Annotated in this window: 17 protein-coding genes and 1 tRNA gene; 7 read left to right on the forward strand and 11 right to left on the reverse strand. The window is 55.9% G+C overall.

From position 1 onward, the window contains the following. Positions 1 to 20: 20 nt before the first annotated feature. Positions 21 to 1,262 (forward strand): M20/M25/M40 family metallo-hydrolase, encoded by a 1,242-nt coding sequence (locus tag IEW09_RS08720; protein WP_188553768.1) that lies wholly within the window; start codon positions 21 to 23, stop codon positions 1,260 to 1,262. On the opposite strand, the gene IEW09_RS08725 is transcribed toward IEW09_RS08720, so the two are convergent. The 4 genes from IEW09_RS08725 to IEW09_RS08740 form a co-directional block, all read right to left on the reverse strand. Continuing rightward, positions 1,259 to 2,632, reverse strand: a complete 1,374-nt coding sequence (locus IEW09_RS08725; protein WP_188553769.1) for a TolC family protein — start codon at positions 2,630 to 2,632, stop codon at positions 1,259 to 1,261. The genes IEW09_RS08720 and IEW09_RS08725 overlap by 4 nt on opposite strands. A gap of 1 nt (position 2,633) precedes the next feature. Beyond that, the gene (locus IEW09_RS08730; RefSeq protein WP_188553770.1) at positions 2,634 to 5,822 is read right to left on the reverse strand and encodes an efflux RND transporter permease subunit; all 3,189 of its coding nucleotides are present in this window, start codon (positions 5,820 to 5,822) and stop codon (positions 2,634 to 2,636) included. Next, entirely contained in the window at positions 5,822 to 7,057 is a 1,236-nt protein-coding gene (locus IEW09_RS08735; protein WP_188553771.1) for an efflux RND transporter periplasmic adaptor subunit, read from the reverse strand. Before IEW09_RS08735 ends, IEW09_RS08730 begins: the two co-directional genes overlap by 1 nt. Before the next feature lie 122 nt (positions 7,058 to 7,179). Next, the gene (locus IEW09_RS08740) at positions 7,180 to 7,524 is read right to left on the reverse strand and encodes a hypothetical protein (RefSeq protein WP_188553772.1); all 345 of its coding nucleotides are present in this window, start codon (positions 7,522 to 7,524) and stop codon (positions 7,180 to 7,182) included. A gap of 257 nt (positions 7,525 to 7,781) precedes the next feature. On the opposite strand from IEW09_RS08740, the gene IEW09_RS08745 reads away from it, so the two are divergent. From IEW09_RS08745 to bshA, 3 genes are all read left to right on the forward strand, one after another. Continuing rightward, a tRNA-Val gene (locus tag IEW09_RS08745) sits at positions 7,782 to 7,858 on the forward strand. A 30-nt stretch (positions 7,859 to 7,888) separates the two neighbouring features. Beyond that, on the forward strand, positions 7,889 to 8,785 hold the full coding sequence (locus tag IEW09_RS08750) for a ChbG/HpnK family deacetylase (RefSeq protein ID WP_188553773.1): 897 nt from the start codon (positions 7,889 to 7,891) through the stop codon (positions 8,783 to 8,785). Then, on the forward strand, positions 8,782 to 9,924 hold the full coding sequence (gene bshA / locus IEW09_RS08755; RefSeq protein WP_188553774.1) for an N-acetyl-alpha-D-glucosaminyl L-malate synthase BshA: 1,143 nt from the start codon (positions 8,782 to 8,784) through the stop codon (positions 9,922 to 9,924). Before IEW09_RS08750 ends, bshA begins: the two co-directional genes overlap by 4 nt. On the opposite strand, the gene IEW09_RS08760 is transcribed toward bshA, so the two are convergent. Further along, a complete protein-coding gene (locus tag IEW09_RS08760) occupies positions 9,921 to 11,321 on the reverse strand; it encodes a sensor histidine kinase (protein ID WP_188553775.1) in 1,401 nt (466 codons plus the stop codon). The genes bshA and IEW09_RS08760 overlap by 4 nt on opposite strands. Before the next feature lie 84 nt (positions 11,322 to 11,405). Between IEW09_RS08760 and ribA the strand changes: the two genes are divergently transcribed. After that, complete coding sequence (ribA, locus tag IEW09_RS08765) at positions 11,406 to 12,044, forward strand: GTP cyclohydrolase II (protein WP_188553776.1); 639 nt, start codon at positions 11,406 to 11,408, stop codon at positions 12,042 to 12,044. Positions 12,045 to 12,047: 3 nt separating this feature from the next. On the opposite strand, the gene IEW09_RS08770 is transcribed toward ribA, so the two are convergent. The 6 genes from IEW09_RS08770 to IEW09_RS08795 form a co-directional block, all read right to left on the reverse strand. After that, positions 12,048 to 13,151, reverse strand: coding sequence for a GTSAG motif subfamily hormone-sensitive lipase (locus IEW09_RS08770; RefSeq protein ID WP_188553777.1), 1,104 nt, complete (start codon positions 13,149 to 13,151; stop codon positions 12,048 to 12,050). A 110-nt stretch (positions 13,152 to 13,261) separates the two neighbouring features. Continuing rightward, entirely contained in the window at positions 13,262 to 13,771 is a 510-nt protein-coding gene (locus IEW09_RS08775; RefSeq protein WP_188553778.1) for a DinB family protein, read from the reverse strand. 2 nt (positions 13,772 to 13,773) lie between these two features. Further along, positions 13,774 to 14,655 (reverse strand): glycine betaine ABC transporter substrate-binding protein, encoded by an 882-nt coding sequence (locus tag IEW09_RS08780; RefSeq protein ID WP_188554388.1) that lies wholly within the window; start codon positions 14,653 to 14,655, stop codon positions 13,774 to 13,776. Positions 14,656 to 14,684: 29 nt separating this feature from the next. Continuing rightward, positions 14,685 to 15,314 carry an ABC transporter permease gene (locus IEW09_RS08785; protein ID WP_188553779.1) on the reverse strand — a complete coding sequence of 210 codons (630 nt, stop codon included), beginning with the start codon at positions 15,312 to 15,314 and terminating at the stop codon, positions 14,685 to 14,687. Next, positions 15,311 to 16,060 (reverse strand): ATP-binding cassette domain-containing protein, encoded by a 750-nt coding sequence (locus IEW09_RS08790; RefSeq protein WP_188553780.1) that lies wholly within the window; start codon positions 16,058 to 16,060, stop codon positions 15,311 to 15,313. The genes IEW09_RS08785 and IEW09_RS08790 overlap by 4 nt, the downstream gene beginning before the upstream one ends. Before the next feature lie 26 nt (positions 16,061 to 16,086). Next, positions 16,087 to 16,914 carry an ATP-binding protein gene (locus tag IEW09_RS08795; RefSeq protein WP_188553781.1) on the reverse strand — a complete coding sequence of 276 codons (828 nt, stop codon included), beginning with the start codon at positions 16,912 to 16,914 and terminating at the stop codon, positions 16,087 to 16,089. A gap of 268 nt (positions 16,915 to 17,182) precedes the next feature. On the opposite strand from IEW09_RS08795, the gene gap reads away from it, so the two are divergent. Both gap and IEW09_RS08805 read left to right on the forward strand, forming a co-directional pair. Continuing rightward, the gene (gene gap / locus IEW09_RS08800; protein WP_188553782.1) at positions 17,183 to 18,187 is read left to right on the forward strand and encodes a type I glyceraldehyde-3-phosphate dehydrogenase; all 1,005 of its coding nucleotides are present in this window, start codon (positions 17,183 to 17,185) and stop codon (positions 18,185 to 18,187) included. Positions 18,188 to 18,385: 198 nt separating this feature from the next. After that, a complete protein-coding gene (locus IEW09_RS08805; RefSeq protein ID WP_188553783.1) occupies positions 18,386 to 20,056 on the forward strand; it encodes an EAL domain-containing protein in 1,671 nt (556 codons plus the stop codon). Positions 20,057 to 20,074 lie beyond the last annotated feature (18 nt).

Here is a 20,074-nt window from a genome sequence, read left to right on the forward strand (position 1 = left end):
AATTTGTCTGTAGAACACGAATGTCCGCCACAGCCCAACATCGCATCACCCGCCTGGCAACTCTCACGGCGGTCCACCGAGCCTTCCACTGGCTGCATCTTCACCAACCTCAACTCCGTCAATGGCAGTTGGAGATGGTCCGCATCCCCGCGCCGTCTTTCTCTGAATCTGCACGGGCAGCCTGGTTCCTCGAGCGTTTCCACGACCTGGGTCTTACCACCATTCACCTCGACAAAGAGGGCAACGCACTTGCTGAACTGGCCTCTGTACGACCATCCTCCAACACTCGCTGCATACTCCTCTCTGCCCACCTCGACACCGTCTTCCCCGCAGGAACACTTTGCGAGCCTCGTCAGTTCGACAACAGTCCGCGTATCTACGCTCCCGGCATCTGCGACAACGCCGCCGGGCTCACTGCTCTGCTCGGCATCGCCGCTGCCCTGCGTTACGCTCACATTACTCCACCCATTCCCATCCTCTTCGCGGCTAACGTCGGCGAAGAAGGCGAAGGCGATCTTCGCGGCATGCGCTATCTCTTCGAGCAAGGGTCTTACCGCAACCGCATCGCGGCTGCCCTGGCACTCGAAGGCGGCGGCACCAACACCACCGTCACTCGCGCACTGGGCAGTACCCGACTCAGCATCACTGTCAACGGTCCCGGCGGTCACTCCTGGGCCGACGCCGGAGCACCTAACCCCATCCTCATCCTCAGCCGCATCCTCACAGCTATCGCGGAGATCGATCTTTCAACCGAGCCATTGACTACCCTTAACGCAGGTCACATCTCCGGCGGAACCTCCATCAACTCCATCCCAGAGTCCGCCACCGTCCTGCTCGATCTGCGCTCCACCGATCCTGGCTATTTACGCGCGGCCGAAGCTGACATCCGCAAAATCTGCGACGACTTCTTGCCCGCATTGCCTCCGCAACGCTCCACGTCACCGGCAACAAATATCACGATTCGTAACATAGGCAATCGGCCAGCCGCAGCCCTGCCCGACGACTCTCCTTTGCTCGAAAGCCTCCGAGCAGTAGATCGTCACCTCACCCTCCGCACCGAGCAGCGACTAGGCTCGACCGACGCTAACATTCCGCTTTCACTAGGCATTCCTGCCATGGCCATCGGCACAGGCGGCAGCGGAGGAGGCATCCACACCTTGCAGGAGTGGTACGACCCAACCGGTCGTGAAACCGCATTGCGCCGCATCCTCCTCACGCTGCTCGACATCACTCATGCCATCGCAGAAGACCAAGTCATCTAAGGTTGAGTCCCTGTCTGAAAACGCAGGTTCGATAAGGCAAAGCCATATTGTGACCGCGCATTCGCATTGCTGATAGCCGCCTGCGTCTGCTGTAACTGGGCCTGGCTAAGCTCCACGATTGAGCTCAGTCCAAGTTGATATCGTGTCTGGGCCAGATTCAGCGCAAGATTAGCCTGCCGCAACAGCTCCCCGGTCACCGTCACGCGCTGCAACGCAGTATTGGCGTTCAGCCATGCAGTTCGAACGTCACGAACCACCTGATCGCGTAGATCGTGTGTTCGCTCTGCCGCAGCCTTCGCCTCGTAAGAAGCTTGAGAAGCCTCTGCCGAGTATCGGAAGCCATTGAAAATAGGAATGCTCATATTGACGCCAACAGCGCCATACCAATCGGTAGGAAAGTACTGACTTGAACCGACAGGCGTCTTCCCTACCGTTCCCAGTGCGTTGATCGTAGGCAACAACTGCTCATGTTGCGCGCGACTGTACTTTCGCGCTGCCTGTTCGTTCCATTGTAAGGACTGAAGATCAGGCCTGTTCTGAATCGCCGCTGCAAGCAACGTCCCAACATCCGGCGGCAAAGCAGCCAGAGGGTCTGTCCCCGCTACCAGCGTGTAGTTCGTAGGATGGTCATAGCCCAGCACCGCATCCAGCGAAGCCTTCGCCGCATCGAAGTTATTCTGCGCGTCCAGCTGCAACAGTTTCGCCTGTGATAAGTTCACCTGAGCAAAGCTGAGATCGAGATCTGACTTCAACTTCGCAGAGGTCAGCGCGCTCACCTGATCTACCAGCGTCTGCCGCGCCGAGACAGTCTGTTCCGCCACCTTCAACGTAGCTTGCGCCTCAATGGTCTGATAAAACACCTCGTCTGTCGCAAGAACAATATCCTCGCGACTGGCTTCGGCATCTGCTAATCGAGCTTTCTCGTTCAGCTTCGCAGAATCCACCAGATTCTGTGTATGACCAAAATCTGTAATCAGCTGACTTACCTGAACCCCCATTCCTGCATGTTGCAATAACCTTGAGGCGGTAAGGCCTCCCGCGGAGATGCGACTCGCCTCCTCCGCTTGAACCGCGGTCAGATTGCCATTAAGGTCTGGTAGCTCGCTAGAACGAGTCTCGCGCACAACCTGATGCTGCACCTTGGCAAGCAACTGGCCGATATGAATGCGAGGATTATTCGCCAATGCAATCGTCTCAGCCTGTTGACGTGTAAGCAAAACGGGCGCATCCGAAGTCGAAGCTGACTGCGCGACTGCAAGCACAGCGCGACTGGCTGATGGCGCATTCGGCAACCGAAGAGATGACTGTTGGCCCCACGAAACACAAGGAGTAAGCAACAGCAAAGTAAAAGTACGTAGCTTCAGAATCATGTTAAACCTCCTCCGAAGCGGCAGATTCTTCCTTGTGGTGAATCAATAGATAGGCCGCCGGAACAAGAAACACCGTAACTACGACCGAAACGACAAGACCGCCGAGAATCGCACGGGCAAGCGGAGCATACTGCTCGCTGCCTGGCTCCAATGCCAGTGCCATAGGAATCAACCCCAAAACTGTAGCCAGTGTCGTCATAAGAATCGGCCGCAAACGAGCCTTACTTGCTTCGACAAGTGCCTGAGTCAGAGCCATCCCCTTCTCACGCAAAGTCCCGGTGAATTCTACAATCAAAATGCTGTTCGATACCGCGATACCGGTCATCATCACAGCGCCCATCAGCGACATGACATTGACTGTTGTCCCTGTCATCCAAAGAAAGACGAGCACACCTGTAATGCCAGGTGGCACCGCCAGCAGGATAACGAAGGGATCGGAGAAGGAAGCGAACTGTGCCATCAAGATTAGGTAAACCAGCACAATCGCCAGAATCAGACCGATACCGAAGCTGGAAAAGGACGACTGCATATCCTTGATAGCGCCTACTTCCTTCACAATCACGCCTTCCGGCATCTTTGTCTTCGACAGAACCTTACTCACATCGGCATTGGCAACGCTTAGGTCTTCTGACTTTGGCATCACATAAATATCGATGAGACGTCGGAGCTGATAATGATCGACCTCTGTAGGAGTGTTGATCTGCTTAATATTCGCGAGCGACTCCAACGGCGTTGTCTTCGTGCCGTCCGGAGAGCGCAACGGGATCTGCATAAAATCAGTCAGTGTCTTAATCTGATCTTCCGGATACTGAACCGTCAGCATGTAACTATTGCCACTCTTCGGATCGACCCAGAAACTCGGTGCGATCATGCCGTCCGAAGTAAGTGCGGTAATCACGTTATCGACGACATCTTTCGGCGACACACCAAGGAGAGCAGCGTGCTCGCGATTGATATTAAGTTCCAGTCCTGGGTAATCAAGATCCTGCGGAACCAACACGTCATTGACTGAGTTTAGCTTTCGTAGCTTCGCAGCAGTCTCTTGTGCCAACTGGTAATCCGTTTGAAGGTTGCTTCCTGCTATTTGAATATCAATAGGGGCAGGTTTACCTTGATTTACAACCGAGTCGACCAGACCGCCTGCTTGAAAGTAAGTTCCAACATCTGGAAAGTCTTTCGCTAACTTACGTCGAACCCGATCCATATATACATAACTGCCGATCTTATGGTCTTCTTTGAGGCTTACCTGGATAAATGCAGTATGCATTCCAGAGTTAGAGGTATAGATCGCCGACAGGTCAGGAGTAATGCCAATATTGGAAACGATGATATTCAGATCGTGCGGAGTTACGATACTGCGTATATCCTGCTCCATTTTGGCTACATACTCATTGGTCAACTCAATTCGTGTTCCAGCCGGAACTTTTACATTGATCACGAATTGCCCAGGATCGGTTCGGGGGAAAAAGGCCTTTCCCATAAACGGATAGATCGCAAGGCTGACAAGGAAAATGAGAGAACAAGCGCCCACTACAGCTCCGGGCTTTTTGAGACACTTCCACACGGCACGCTCATACCAGGCAAGAAGCGCATAGAACATGCGATTGAATTGAAAGATAACGGTACCGAATAAATTTCGCTTCTTTGGATCGTTTAATGCGCTGTTCGGGTCCACTGATGATTCGACTTCTTCGTAATCATCGTGGCTTCCATGCGCGCCATCGATACGGATGAAACGCGCGCAAAACAAGGGTACGACCGTCATGGCAACGATGAAGGACGCAAAGAGAGCAATCACCACCGCCAAGGCCAATGCAGTAAATAGATACTTACTGACTCCATAAAGAAGCACAACAGGAAAGAAGACGATACAGGTGCAGACAGTTCCTGCCAGAACAGCAAGCTGCACTTCTTTTCCGCCAACTTCGGCAGCGACAGCAGGAGATTCTCCCATCTCCATATGTCGAAAGATATTTTCCAGCACTACGACTGAGTTATCAATAAGCCGCGAGAGAGCAAGTGCAAGGCCACCCAGCACCATGGTGTTGATGGAGCTGCCGCCCATATTAAGAATCAGGAATGTTGCCAGACACGAGATAGGAATAGAAAGCAAAACCGCAATCGTTGCCCGAAAGTTTCCCAGGAACAATAAAATCATCAACGCTGTAAGGACAAGACCAATCATGCCTTCATTGATGACGTTCTTCACAGCAATTTTTACGAAGACAGATTGATCGAAGACGACATCCGTTTTAAGCACCTTCGGTACATCAAGTAAGTGGGCAACAGCCTGTTTCACGCCATTCACAATCGTGATGGTGTTGGAGTTACCGCCTTGCTTAAGCACGGGGATATAAACAGATTTTTGACCGTCGACCCGAACGATATTGGTCTGCAACTGTCCTGCATCTTTTGCTTGTCCAACGTCTCCTACCATCACAGATGAGTTGCCAACTGTTTTCAGGGGAAGATCGTTGATCTGGTCGACGATAGGTACCTGGCTATTTGCATAGATGTTGTAATCTTTAGGCCCAATACGAACATCGCCGGCAGGAAGAATCAGGTTGGATGCATTGAGAGACTTAACTACATCCATGACGCTCATCTGATGCGCTTCCAGCTTTACAGGGTCGACATATACCTGAATCTGTCGATACCGCCCTCCATAGGGCTGTGGAACTGATGCTCCCGGAACATTGGCAACCTGATTTCTTACACTAAACTGCGCTAAATCTTTGAGCTGAGTTTCATTGAGCCCCTGTCCTTTCAACGTAATTAGACAGACAGGCATGTTCGAAGCATCGAACTTGAGCACAACGGGCGGAAGCGTTCCCGGTGGAAGACGACGCAGATTTGCCATGGCAAGGTTAGAGATATTACTTACAGCAGAATTACTATCAACACCCGGCTGAAAGTAGATCTTGATGAGGCTTACGCCCGGAAGTGAGCGGGATTCGATATGATCGATTCCACTTCCCAGAGTAAAAAAACGCTCGTAACTATTCGTAATGTCAGATTCAATCTGTTGAGGCGGCATGCCTGAATAGAAGGTAGCGACTACAACAACCGGAATATTGACCTGAGGAAATAGGTCAACCGGCATACCTATCACCGTCGTAACACCAACAACAATTACGATCAGGCACATCATCAGTACAAAAAATGGATATTTAATTGCGAAGGATGACATTACTTATCCCCCGCTTCGCTCGGCATAGACACGGACTCGAATCTCGGAGCTACCTGCTGCCCCACCTGATAGTTTGCCTGGGCAGATACGATTACCACTTCACCTTCCGTAAGGCCACTGGTAATCTCGGCCCGATCAGCCCCTTGCACACCCAACGTCACGATCTTCTTTTCAACGCGATTATCTTTATCCAGCGCTAAGACGTAAGACTGCGAATCTCCCTGGACTACAGCCCGAATTGGAACCTCAAGAACATTGTTTCGTTGCTGAAGAGAGATAACTGTTTCCGCATACATTCCCGGGCTCAGCTCCAGTGTGGGATTAGCAACATCAACTTCCGTCACCATGGTTCTCGTCGAAGGATCGAGCGCGCGAGCAAATCGAATGATCTTTCCCATAAATGATTTCCCCGTCGCCTGAACTTTGACTTGCACGGTCCCCCCGTCCTGAATGTAGGGGACGTCTGCCTCAGGGACCGGCATGCGCAGCCGCAGCACGTCACTCTGTGCAAGCTGCACGACCGGCATCGCCTGTGTATTGGAGGCAGTTCCAGCCTGGATCAACGATCCCGTATCGGCATACCGCTTCGTAACAACGCCATTGAATGGAGCAGTGACGACGGAATAATCCGCCAAAGCCTGAACTCGCTGCTTGTCTGCATTCGATACGCTCAGCTGCTCTTCAGTAGCCGCGAGAGCAGCCTTTGCAACATCGATACTCGCCTCTGAATTCTGGTCTTTTGCGAGCGCATCATCTAACTCCTGCTGCGCGATCAGGCCAGGCCGTTGACGTGCTGCTTCAGAAAGCCGCAGATATGCATCGTGCAATGCAGCATGGCTCGACTCAGCTCCCACAACCTGGCTCTTGGCCCGGGCAATCTCCGACTGACTGTGCCTTACTTCAGCCTGGGCGCCCACCAGTTGAGCGTTGAGCTCAGGAACCTCTAGCGTGGCAATTACCTGTCCTGTTCGCACACGGTCGCCAATATCGACATTGATACGGCGGATGTAGCCCGATACTTTGGCATGAAGATCTACTTCTTGATAGGGCTGAAACTGCCCGGCTACGGTAAGCGTACTGGCCAGATTTCCTCGTGTAACCCGAGCTACGGAAGCTCCGGTTATGGTCGGTGACGATGCCTGAGAACTACTGCTTTTGCAACCAGTGGAAACAAAGCACGCTAAAGTAATCAGCACGGAGACCCCTGCCAAAGTCAGGGAAGTTCGCTTGCACATGTTGTAAACACCTGTATAAGAACGTAGGCCGGCATAGGGAACATACAGCCGCAGAGTATCCGGTCAGAAATCTGCAACTGTGCTCTGAGCAATGGTGCTCAGACAGACGCTATTGCTTGAAATTACCTGGAGGCCGAAAGAACGGGTGGGGGACGGAAGAAGAAGAAAGTCTGACTGGGCTGTTTAGGAAGCTGTGCCAGATGCTCGACGCTCTTTGGTAAAAAGGTCGGCTTCAATGACCACAACGCTGCCAGCATAATCCCCATGGCTACGGCAAAAAGAACACGCACCTCAGGGTGGACTACAGGTTCGGCAGCCAGCTTTGCGCTTTCGAATGTAGCCGGTCTTTCCCTTTGGGAGAGCAGCTTCGCCGCGGACATGTGAGTCGCAGGATTGTAGAGGGAAACCTTATACCGAACGCCCCACGAAAAGACAGCAAGGGCCAGCATGGCGATAGTGACTATCATCCATTGCGAACCACGCCGGCTTGTGTGCTCAGCATTCATTGATTCATAAGGTCGCGCAAGTCTGCGCAACGATTCATATCCTTGGACTTGCAAACAGAACTTTAGTATGGTGCAAAATTACTTATTTCGCAAAGATAGATCTTCAATACAGAAGAATCTATCTTTATCAACAGAGCATTACCTCGACAATAATATTCGCTCATTGCATCGTCGCCGTTACTCCCATACACTCATTAAGTAATCCTTATAACCGGAACGGGCGGTTAGCTCAGTTGGTTAGAGCGCCTGCCTTACAAGCAGGATGTCGGGGGTTCGAGTCCCTCACTGCCCACCATATTCCCATTCCGTCTGCGACAAACCTCTCATGGCTTCCCGCCTTATCATCAATGCGGACGACTTCGGCCTAACGCCGGGCGTCAATCGCGCAATCGCAGAGCTTCACCAGGCACATGTCCTCACATCAACCACACTGATGGCCACTGGCGCAGCCTTTGGCGATGCCGTCGCAATTGCCCATGCCAATCCATCGCTTGGGGTCGGTTGCCATATCGTTCTTACCGACGGCGAGCCCGTCTCTGCTCCCCACAGCATTCCAACATTGCTGGGTGAAGACGGTAAACATTTCAGATCATCCCTGCTCGACTTCATGCAGGCACTCATGCGCGGCAACATCCGCGAAGAGGAGATCGAATGCGAAGCCCTTGCGCAGGTCCAGAAGCTGCAACAGGCCGGCATCGCGGTCACTCATCTCGATACTCATAAACATACCCACCTCTTCCCTGCCGTAGCGCGCCCGCTTTTGCGTGTTGCCCAACGCTGCTCCATTGGAGCCGTCCGCAATCCCTTCGAGCCTGCGTGGAGTTCTCGCCTTGCACCTAACGCCTTCGTCCGGCGGCTTCAGTTCCACATTCTGAGCATGGTTGGCAAACGATCCTTTGAATCTCTACCGCAGCTCCATAACGGGAACATGCATACCACGGAAGGAACGATCGGCGTCTCGGCAACCGGCCAGCTTGACGCTACCTCTCTCCGCAAAATCCTCCACGCTATGCCCGAAGGCACGTGGGAGCTTGTCTGCCATCCTGGCTACAACGATGCGGCACTTAATGCCATCACTACCCGTCTCCGTGCAACGCGCGAGGTCGAACGTGAGGCGCTCCTCCAGGAAATTCCGCAGGCAATCCGCACCGTTTCCGGCCTGGAGCTCATCCATTATGGACAGATAGGCCAGCCACACCGCGACTACGAGAGATCCCTATGAAGATCGGCATCACCTGTTATCCCACCTACGGCGGCAGCGGCGTTGTCGCTACCGAATTGGGAATCGAGCTTGCCGCACGCGGCCACGACATCCACTTCATCACATACTCGCAGCCGTTTCGTCTGACTGGCCGCGAGGGCAACATTCACTTCCATGAAGTGGCCGTCTCCAACTATCCCCTCTTCGAGCATCCTCCTTACGACCTTGCGCTGGCCACTCGCATGGCTGAAGTTGCGGAGTTTTACTCGCTCGATCTACTGCACGTCCACTACGCCATTCCCCATTCGGTCAGTGCTCTGCTCGCCAAGCAGATGCTCGCCGCAAATGGTCGAAAACTTCCTTTCATCACAACGCTGCACGGCACCGACATCACGTTGGTCGGCCTTGATGCCTCCTATCTGCCGATTACGCGATTCGGAATCGTAAAGTCCGACGGTGTGACGGCGATCTCCAGTCATCTCCGCGACCGCACCCGCGAAGCATTCGGCGTCACGTCCGAGATCGAGGTAATACCGAACTTCGTCAATTGCAACGTCTACGTTCGCAACCCCGAGCTGGTCGCCACCATGCGACCTCGCTTCGCCGCCGCCAATGAGCGACTGCTTGTTCACCTCTCTAACTTCCGTCCCGTCAAGCGCGTTCAGGATGTCGTCAAAGTCTTCGCCCGCGTTGCCGCCGCCATGCCTGCGCGGCTCATGCTGATTGGCGATGGTCCGGACCGCAGCGCTGCCGAGCATCTGGCCTTACAGCTCAAAGTGCAGGACCGCATCCACTTCGTAGGTAAGCAGGACAACGTCAACGAGCTGCTACCACTGGCCGATCTGATGCTGATGCCAAGCGAAATGGAATCCTTCGGCTTGGCAGCGCTTGAAGCAATGGCCTGCAGCGTCCCCAGCATCGCAACCCGCGTCGGCGGTGTTCCCGAATTAATTGAGGATGGACGCAACGGCCTGCTCTTCGACGTGGGAGACGTCGACGCCATGGCCAAAGCCGCGATTGCGCTGCTTAGCGATGACTCGCGCCTGGCGCTCTTATCCAAGGCCGCTCGCCAGACAGCGCAGGAGCAGTTCTGCGCCTCGCGCATCATCCCGTTCTACGAGCGTTATTACGACCGAGTCATCGCTCGAACCACAATTTAGCTTCTGGTCACTGCTCTCACCGCGTCTCCCACCAGACGCAAAGCTTGCTCGGCGGCATCGCCGACTGGCCCCCAGACCTCCGCTTCGTCATCGAGAATAGGCATTCGCAGACTTACCTTCGTTCCCCTGCCCGGTCGGCTATTAATCTCGACGCCAGCCAGGCTACCGTAGAGAACGCCCATCCGTTCACGCACATTCCGTATCCCGATGCCGGAGCCAGGGCGGATCAGACCGCTGACCGGCGAAGCACAGTCCCACTCCGGATCCATGCCCACACCGTCGTCTTCAACCTCGACCAGCAACATACCATCCTCGGTGATCCGGCTGCGCAGCGTCACTGTGCCGCCGCTGATGCGCGGCTCCAGACCATGCTTGATGCTGTTTTCAATCAGCGGTTGAAGCAACATACCCGGCACGACAACATGCAGGGTTTCTTCGGCGATCTCCTTGACCACCTTAAGCTTCTCGCCGAAGCGCACCACCTCGATATCGAGATAATCATCGGTGAACATCAACTCTTCGCTGAAAGGCACAAAAGCTTCGCGATCCTTAAGCAGCACACGCAGTATGTTGCCCAACTTCACGATCATCTCCCGCGCCAGTTCAGGCCGCGAGCGCACCAGCGATGTGATGGAATTGAGCGTATTGAACAGAAAGTGTGGATTAATCTGCCGTTGCAGCGCATCGAGCCGTGCCTCCAGCAGCAGCCTTCCCTGCTCCTCCAGCTTCCGCTCGATGCGCACCGAGTTCCATATCTTGAGTGGAATGCCGACCACCACCGGCGAGCTGGCACAGATTAGCAGCTCCACCCACCATGAGCCAGAGTGCAGTTCGAAGAACCGCCGTGGATATAACCGCGAGAGCATACTGAGCCCAAATGCACCCGTAGCAATCGACAGCAGAAGCAGCACTTGCCGATCCAAACTGGGACGGCGCAGGTTGCGTGTCACCCAGCGGTAGATGCTGAGGTCGATCATCGGCGAAAAAGACCAGACATCCTCCGCACTCGCAAAACGGCGAAAGGCTCCCGCTGCAGCAGCCACCAGCAGGTTCACCGGAAGCGCCAGATACTCGTGATGCAGCATGGCGGGAAGCGCGAGCGCTGCGCCACCGGCCATCGCCGCCAGCGGGCCCACCAGAATGCCGAGCAGGATCGTCGTCTCGTACGAGAGATCGGCGGCCAGAAAATTCGGCACCAGCACCCGCACCCAGACGCCCAGCGTAAGCGGTACGCAGATCATTGCCACCAGTGCCGCAGTCTGGCGCCGGGTACGTCGCGAGGTAAACAGCAGCTCCTTGAACGTCTTCGCCCGCGCCAGCGAGGTCGATACGGCAGCGGCCACCCCCAGCTCGATAAGCAGCGTAATCAGGATCAGCTTTGGATCGGTCTGCGTCACAAACCTACTTTACGCCTTCGATTGCATCAAATCTCGCTGCGCCGCAATCCAATCCCTGTGCAGTCCGAAACGTATAATCAGACTATGCCCTTTGCATCCGTCACCAAGATAGCCGACGCCGACTTCCCTACCCGGTGGGGACACTTCCGCATTCTCGGCTTCGAGGGCGTAACCACTAATCCGCAGCCCTGCAACGAGGCGATTCCTGCTCCGGCGACGCGGACAGAGGCTGCAGTGGCCCTGGTGATGGGCGATATCCACGCGGCTCCTCCCATCGTCCGCATCCATTCGCAGTGCCTTACGGGAGATGTCTTTCACTCGCTGCGCTGCGACTGCCGTCAGCAGCTTGAACTTGCCCTCGCCACAATCGCCGAGGCAGGCACCGGTATCCTCCTCTACGAGCAGCAGGAGGGCCGCGGAATCGGCCTGATGGCCAAGCTACGCGCCTACGAGCTCCAGGACCAGGGCCGCGACACCATCGAAGCCAACCTTGAGTTGGGCTACGCCGCCGATTGTCGCGCCTACGAACTGCCCGCCGCGATCCTCAAATCACTCGGCGTAAAGGCCGTTCGCCTGATTACCAACAATCCGGAGAAGGTAGAGGCGCTGGTCTCTGCCGGTATTGAAGTGACCGAGCGAATCTCTGCCGTTGTGCCCACCGAACCTACCTTCGACCGCTACATTCAGACCAAGCGCGACAAGATGGGACACCTGGTCGGCTAAAGCTCACTTTCCAAGCTCCCTGTCGAAGAATTTCGCCATGATTCCGTCGGCCTCCTTCGACTCGGGCAATTCAGGGTTGTTCCAAAAAGCATGAGGCAGTGCCTCAAACACCACCAGTCGAGCATCTACACCGTCGCGCAAAAATGCGCGATGCAGAATAGTCGTCCCGCTCAATAGAATGTCGCGACCGCTGGTGATGAACAACGTCGACGGCATCCCATGCAGGTCGGCATAGAGCGGCGAAAGTACAGGGTCCCGAGGATTCGTCTCCCTGACATACTCCTTATCCATCGGCGGCGCCGCCGGTGGATCCAGATGTCCGGATAAGCCGTTCAGCGCATACATCGCCTGCGAATCCCCCACGTGATCGAAGTCTCCAAATCCCGAAAAAATACCCAACGCACCCGGCAAAGGCAACCCAAGCTGCTTGATCTTCACTGCTACCTCGCCAGTAAGGATCGCTCCAGCCGATGTCCCATAGATGGCGATCTTTTGCGGCTTATATGTCTTCAAAACCTCACGATAAACCGCCACCGCATCGTCCACCGCAGCCGGAAACGGGTGCTCCGGGGCAAGACGGTACAACACAGCAATCACCTTGGTCTGCGTGAGATTCGCAATCGGCACAGTCTCAGTCAGCGAGCCGGAGTCAGAGTTGAATCCACCGCCATGCAGATTGATCAGAACACGGTCACGGCGATCCTCAGGTATCTCCAAAGGAGTGATCACACGCACCGCAACGCCCGCAATCGCATCGCTCGCAACATGCACCGGATACATCGTCTCCGACAACTTTCCAGCGCCAGCCTGCCATGTATCGGTCCCGGCTCGACGAGCTTCGAGCGTCTCCGGCTTCGCCGCGTCAGACTGAGGACGCGCAAGCATTCGCTGGGCCTCCGGGCTTACCGTCGTCGGCACGGGAATAACGCGAGTTATGTGCGCTGTGCCCTGGCTGTCGATCACGCTTGAGTCACTTTGAACTCCAGCGGCAGCCTGCTGCGACCAGCAAGTCGCAGTGCAGGCAGAGAGAACGATGTAGAAGATGGCGCGCAGGTATGAGCGAGTGCTGCGATTCGATCTACGACCTGCAAGTGGGCTACGCCGCATAGACGGCTCCTTTCAAACACGATCGCTAGGCGACATCAGGCATCGATCGCCTCATTGGCCAACATCATACAAAGTGCGAGGCAGCGTACGTCGTCCGCATGAGCGGCCATCTAGCTTCGCATGGCCACAATCACCTTGGCCGTGGTCACTAATTGACCGACATGCCGCTGGGTGTGGTCCGCGCAATGCACCAACAGACCGGCCACTGTCGTCGGCAGCATCTTTCTGCCAACCCCGCGACTCTCTCCATAACTCTCCGAACGAAATGCCCTAATCCGTGCCAACGCCGATGCCAGCCCTGATTCGAACTCCGCAGACAAGGCCTGTCGCAAAATGCTCGCGTTCGCCTCCGTCTTCAAGGCCTCCAGTTGCTCGACCGACAACTGTCTTCCTTCCGCATAACTCAGCAACCGATCGAGGCTGCGCACGATGTGCCTCATCTGCCGTCCAACGGAGGGCAATCCCAGTGGCTCAGCCTCCAATTCCGCATCGCTCAGATCGGCGCTCCAGCGTTCGACATCCTCACGAGCCAACTCCAACGCATGAAGAACAGCACGCCGAACCGCGTCTACCTCGGTTAAGGTTCCTCGCAACCATGGTTCAACACTTGTAACCGTCATCGCTACAACCCCTTTTTCTTCCGAAACGCCCTCACAACCTCGCCAACGTCTTTATGCTCGGAATCCACGGCAAAGTTCATCTCGCGAATCTCCTCTGCGCTGACCTTCCCTGCCAGTCTGTCCATCGCCACCTGAATCCCGGGATGCCTCCGCAATGAGTCTTCCCTAATCAGTGGCACAGCTTCATACGGCGGAAAATAATGTCGGTCGTCCTGCAACACAGTAAGTCCCAGCGCACGTATCGGTCCATCGGTCGAATTTCCCGCCACCATATCAACCTGCCCCGCCCCCAGAGCCCGATACAACAAGCCAAGGTCCATCACCCGCGGCGCATCGCGAAAATGCAACCCATACGTCGCCTCAAGGCCACGCAAACCATCCGGGCGTTCCTCAAACTCATAGCCCACCCCCAGCCTCCACTGCGGCGCAACCTTCACGGCATCGGAGATCGTCTTCAACCCCAGCCGCTGCGCATCCGCGCCACGCACCACCATCGCAAAGGTGTCCTCAAACCCAAGGCCAGGCTCTACCTTGACGGCATAACGCTCCGCATACAAACGCTGCACAGTATCGAAGACCTTTGCCGCATCGCGCTGGCCCACTGGCGGAAGCGGCTGTTTCAGAATCGCCGTCAGCGCAGTCCCCGTGTACTCCACATAGCCATCGATGCGCCCGTTTTCCAAAGCCTGCTGGCAGATATAGCTTCCAGCCAGATAAAATTTGCGATCCACCTTCTCGCCGGTGACTGCCTCAATCTCCTGAGCCACCAGTTCCCCCAGAACCACCTGCTCGGTAAAGTTCTTCGCTCCGATAACGATTCTTGAAGATCGCGGTGGGGCACATCCCACTAACCCAACAGACAACCCAAGACTGACCAGAAGCAGAACCGCGAAGCGCCACCCGCAGCACCACCTCACCGCTTCACCGCCAGCTTCTTCTCCAGCCACCCCAACCCGGCATCTGCTACCAAAGCCAGCAACGCCGCCGGAATCGCTCCCGCCAGCACCAGCCGATTGTCCACGCTGGCCACCCCACGAAAGATCAACTCCCCCAGCCCTCCCGCACCAATCGCCGCTGCAATGGTCGCTACTCCGACACAGGTCACGGTAGCTGTCCGCAGCCCAGCCAGAATCACGCTTGCCGATAACGGCAGCTCCACCTTCCACAGCCGCTGCCACGAGGTCATCCCCATAGCCTCGGCCACATCTCCCAAAGCAGCATCGACACTTCCAATGCCTGCATAGGTGTTTCGCACAATAGGTAGCAGAGCATACCCCGTCAAGGCAAGAATTGCGAGCCGAGCCGCGTTCTCTCCCAGCCACGGAACTGGCAGCAGTAACCCGAAGAGCGCCAGACTCGGGATCGTCTGCACGACATTGGCAAACCCGATCACTGGCTTCGCCAACCCCGGCCTCCGAGTCAACAGAACGCCCAGCGGCAACCCAATCCCCGCCGCCAGCAGCATGGCAAACAATGTCAGCCACAGATGCTCGAACGTCAGCCGGGCAATCTCCCATCCATGAGATTGAATAAACCCTATCAAGCTGACACCATTCGATGTACAGCCAAAACATAATCTCTTACTTGAGGATTTTTCGAGTCCAGAACTTCACCGGAAGGAAGATCCGCCACCACTTCACCCTCAGCTAAGAACACCACTCTCTGCGCCAGATAAAGCGCTTCGTCCAGATCGTGCGTCACCAGCAGAACCGTCTTGCCAACACGCTGCAACAGCTCCCGCAACATGGTCTGCATCTCCGCTCGAGTCAGTGGATCAAGTGCCCCGAACGGCTCATCCATGAGCAATATCTCCGGGTCCATCGCTAGCGCCCGCGCCAGTCCCACGCGCTGCCGTTGACCACCGGAGAGCTGCCAGGGGTAACGCTCTCTAAACTCCGCAAAATCCAACCCCGCCAACGAGAGAACCTCTGCAACCCGTGCAGAGATCTCCGCCCGAGACCGCCCCGCCAGCTCCAGAGCCATTCCCGCATTTCGCTCGACCGTCATGTGCGGAAACAGGCCCGTCTCCTGGATCACGTACCCGATGCTTCGGCGCAGAGCCACTACATCGTAGGCTCCCACAGAACGATTCCCAACTTGTACTTCCCCCGCGGTCGGCGCAACCAGTCGATTGACCATCCGCAGCAGCGTCGTCTTTCCCGAGCCGCTCCGTCCCAACAAAGCCGTCGTCGTCCCTGCTTCAAGGCGTAGCGAGATATCACGCAGCAGAAAACGGCTGCCAGCCAGCGTATAGCTCACCTTCGCGAACTCAACGCCAACCGCAGCCATAATCTCTACCTATCCGATTTTTTGATCTACTGCGCTGCCTCCGGAGCAGACTCGGCGCCACCCTGCACACCAGCCCCGGCACCTTTCACGCGGACCACCGTGATCTTCTCAAAGCCTTCTTTAAAGGTTGGAGGACGCAGACGTTCTGCCATCTTCTGCATCACTTCGTCGGTCACGACACGCTCGCGCTTGCTGTTCCGCTCCATGCATACGGCCAGCGGCACATCGAAGAAGACCGCCTGAACCTCGTAGCCGAAGCTCTTAGCCATCTTGATCCACTGCTTCCGTTCATGCGGAGAGAGATTCGTGGCATCGACATAATTCCACGGCATCTTGGCGATCAAACGCGCCCGCAGCAAACTCCGCAATGTCGAAAACACCAGTCCTTGGTAACGTTGCTCAGTAATATCGTCAAAGAGCAGCGTTCTCAGCAGATCGCTCGACAGCGGTGTAACACCCCGCCGTTTGTACCAGGTCGTTTTACCGGATCCGGGAAGTCCAATCGCCAGTACCACATAGCCTTTGGGCGACTTCACGGCAGCTTGTTCGACCGGTGGCGTAGCCAGATTCTCGGGCTGCGTCTCCATCACCATCTTGCGCTCAGGCGCTGCTACTTCTACTTCTGCATGGCTATGCGCAGGCTCGTGAACCGGCTCATGGACTGGTTCGTGTACAGGCTCGGCAGCCGTTTCCGCCACAGGGACAGCTACAGCATGGTGCGTCTCATGCTCATGCACCGGCAACGGCTCGGGATAGGCCGGCCGTAATGGAGCAGGTTGATTTGCGGGCAGTTCTTGCCCGCTCTTGCCCGTGGACTCCGAATCATTCGGTCCACGTCTAGGGCGTCGTCTCATTTTTTCGCGCATCCAATCGCGCAGTTCGCGCATGTCACGCTTGTAACACACCGCGAAAGCCGCCCGCAAATTTTCGACTTCCGGGAGGCTCTTTACAGCCTCAAATCCCTTGTTCTCAACCGCGTATCCCATCTTTGCTGGTCCGACCTTCCATTTGCGAATGCCCCCGCCCGGTGCTAGCATCGGTTGTGATGGGGCGTACGCCGTCCAGCCGCGCTCTCAACTCTCACCAACGCAAAGCCAACGAACGATAGGAGCAACCGCAACCATGGCAGTAAAGGTAGGCATCAACGGCTTCGGCCGCATTGGACGCAACGTATTCCGTACCGCTCTCAGCAACCCGGAGATTGAGTTCGTCGCCGTAAACGACCTCACCACCCCCGCGACCTTGGCTCATCTGCTCAAGTACGACTCCATTCTTGGCAATCTCAAGAACGAGATCTCGCATGGCGATGACTTCATCTCCGTCGATGGCAAGAAGATCAAGGTCTTCGCAGAGCGTGACCCGGCCAAGCTCGACTGGGCCAGCGTAGGTGCGCAGGTTGTCGTCGAATCGACCGGCTTCTTTACCGATGCCACCAAGGCCAAGGCACACCTCGGCTCGACCGTCAAAAAGGTGATCATCTCTGCTCCGGCAACCAACGAGGACATCACCATCGTCCTCGGCGTCAACGAGAACAAGTACGATGCGGCGAAGCACAATGTCATCTCCAATGCCTCCTGCACCACCAACTGCCTCGCGCCCGTCGTCAAGGTCCTCAACGACACCTTCGGCATCGCCAGCGGCATCATGACCACGATTCACAGCTACACCAACGACCAGGTCATCCTCGACACGCCGCACAAGGACCTGCGCCGCGCCCGCGCCGCTGCCCTCAGCATGATCCCGAGCAGCACCGGCGCCGCCAAGGCCCTCAAGCTCGTCATCCCCGAGATGGACGGCAAGCTCGACGGCTTCGCCATCCGCGTCCCGACCCCCAACGTCTCGGTCGTCGACCTCACCTTCGTCTCCGAGAAACCGATCAGCGTTGCCACAGTCAACGAAGCACTGAAGACAGCAGCCAACGGCGAGCTGAAGCCTTACCTCGGCTACACCGACGAAGAGCTCGTCTCCTCCGACTTCAAGGGCAACCCGCTCTCGTCCTTCGTCGACTCCAAGCTGACCAAGGTCATCGGCAACACCGGCAAGGTCATCAGCTGGTACGACAACGAGTGGGGCTACTCGAACCGCGTCAAGGACCTGATTCTCTTCCTCGTGAAGAAGGGTCTCTAAGCTTTCTCGCATTCTCAATGGCAGCGCAGCTCATCCCGAGTTGCGCTGCCATTATTTTTTTTGATCTCTGATATCTGCGAAACAGCGTTCCCTGAACAGTTATCCCCCGACGGTGTTATGGTTGTTCTGCCTTAATCAAGCTTAAGATGAACTGAATGCGTCAAAGTTTTGAGTCAGCGGGTCAAAGGATCGATTGAAATGGCAACGAAACGGTCTGAGATTAAAACTGAACTCAAAAAAGCATTGAAAAGTGGGGAAATCGTTCCCTACTTTCAGCCTATGGTCGGCATACGAACTGGGCTGCTGGTAGGTTTTGAAGTTCTCGCGCGATGGCTGCACCCACAACGTGGCACTATCCATCCCGATGTCTTCATCCCGGTCGCCGAGCAGGCAGACCTTATCGGCGAGCTAACAGAGACAATTCTGCTACAAGCTTTCGCTGCCACCACCGCGCTCAAAAGAGATCTCAATATCTCCGTCAACGTCTCGCCGATTCAGCTCCGCGACTCCTCACTCTCGGAAGAGATTGCACGAGCCGCGGCAATGGCGTCCTTCCCTCTGCATCGACTCACCATCGAAATCACAGAGAGCGCCCTGGTCGATAACCTGGAGCTGGCAGCCACCATCGCAGGAAAGTTAAAGCAACTGGGCGTCAAGCTCGCCCTCGACGACTTCGGCACCGGCTATTCCAGCTTGCGGAATCTTCAGGCGCTTCCCTTCGACGAGTTGAAGGTGGACCGCACCTTCGTAAGCTCCATGATCCAGAGCCGCGACAGTCGCAAAATCGTCGCCGCAGTCATCGGCCTGGGACAAAGCCTCAAGCTGACGACGGTTGCCGAGGGCATCGAAAACGAGACCCAGGCAGACATCCTCCGCTGGCTCGGCTGCGATGTCGGCCAGGGATGGATCTATGGCCCTCCGGTGGCCGCACGGGACCTTTCCAAAATCATCGACGCGCCCATGTCGACGTCGACACACACCCTGCATGACTCACCGGCATCTGACCTGATCACTTGCATCGAGCCCTTACCCTCGCAGCGGTTGGCGCAGTTGCAGGCTATCTACGATGGCGCTCCAGTCGGCCTCGCCTTTGTTGATGCAGACCTGAGATACGTCAGCGTCAACCAACGGCTCGCCAGCCTGAACGGTATCTCCGTCGAAGATCATCTCGGCCGCAGGCTCTCCGATGTCATGCCTCCCACGATCTACAAAAAAGTAGAACCCTATCTCCAGCGCGCTCTTAAGGGAGAAGCCATCACTGGACTGGAACTGACCAGACCCGTTATGCCGGAGAGTCCGGAGCCCGTCACCCTTTTGGTATCTCACCAACCAGCGCGCGACGAAGGCGGAGAAGTCATCGGAGTCTCCGTTGCCATCGTAGATATCTCGGAACGCATGCGAGTCATTGAGGCTCTTCGTGCCAGCGAAGAGCACTACCGCCACATGGTCGAGTTCAATCCCCATATGCCGTGGATTATGGAGCCCAACGGCAATGTGATCGAGGTGAGCCCTCATTGGGAGGAGTTCACAGGGCAGACATCAGAGCAGACACTCGGCATGGGCTGGAAGAACGCGGTGCATCCTGAAGATCTCAACCGCCTGTTGCCAACACTCCTGGCCTCGCTCCAAAGCGGCGATCCCTTCGACCTTGAATATCGCATTCGCACGAAAGACAATCACTGGCGTTGGATGCGAACGCGCGGTAATCCTCGTCGAAATGAAAGCGGAGAGATTCTTCTCTGGTACGGATCTACCGAAGACATCGAAGAGACCATGCATCTTAAGCAGAAGCTGCACGAAACAGAAGCAAAGCTAGAGGCACTCCTGAAAGACAAAGCATTCGGCATGACCTCCAGAGAAACCTCATAGTCAGGTCAGCATCCTCTG

Origin of the sequence: Edaphobacter dinghuensis (genome assembly GCF_014640335.1) — a bacterium.
In the GTDB taxonomy this organism is placed as follows: domain Bacteria; phylum Acidobacteriota; class Terriglobia; order Terriglobales; family Acidobacteriaceae; genus Edaphobacter; species Edaphobacter dinghuensis.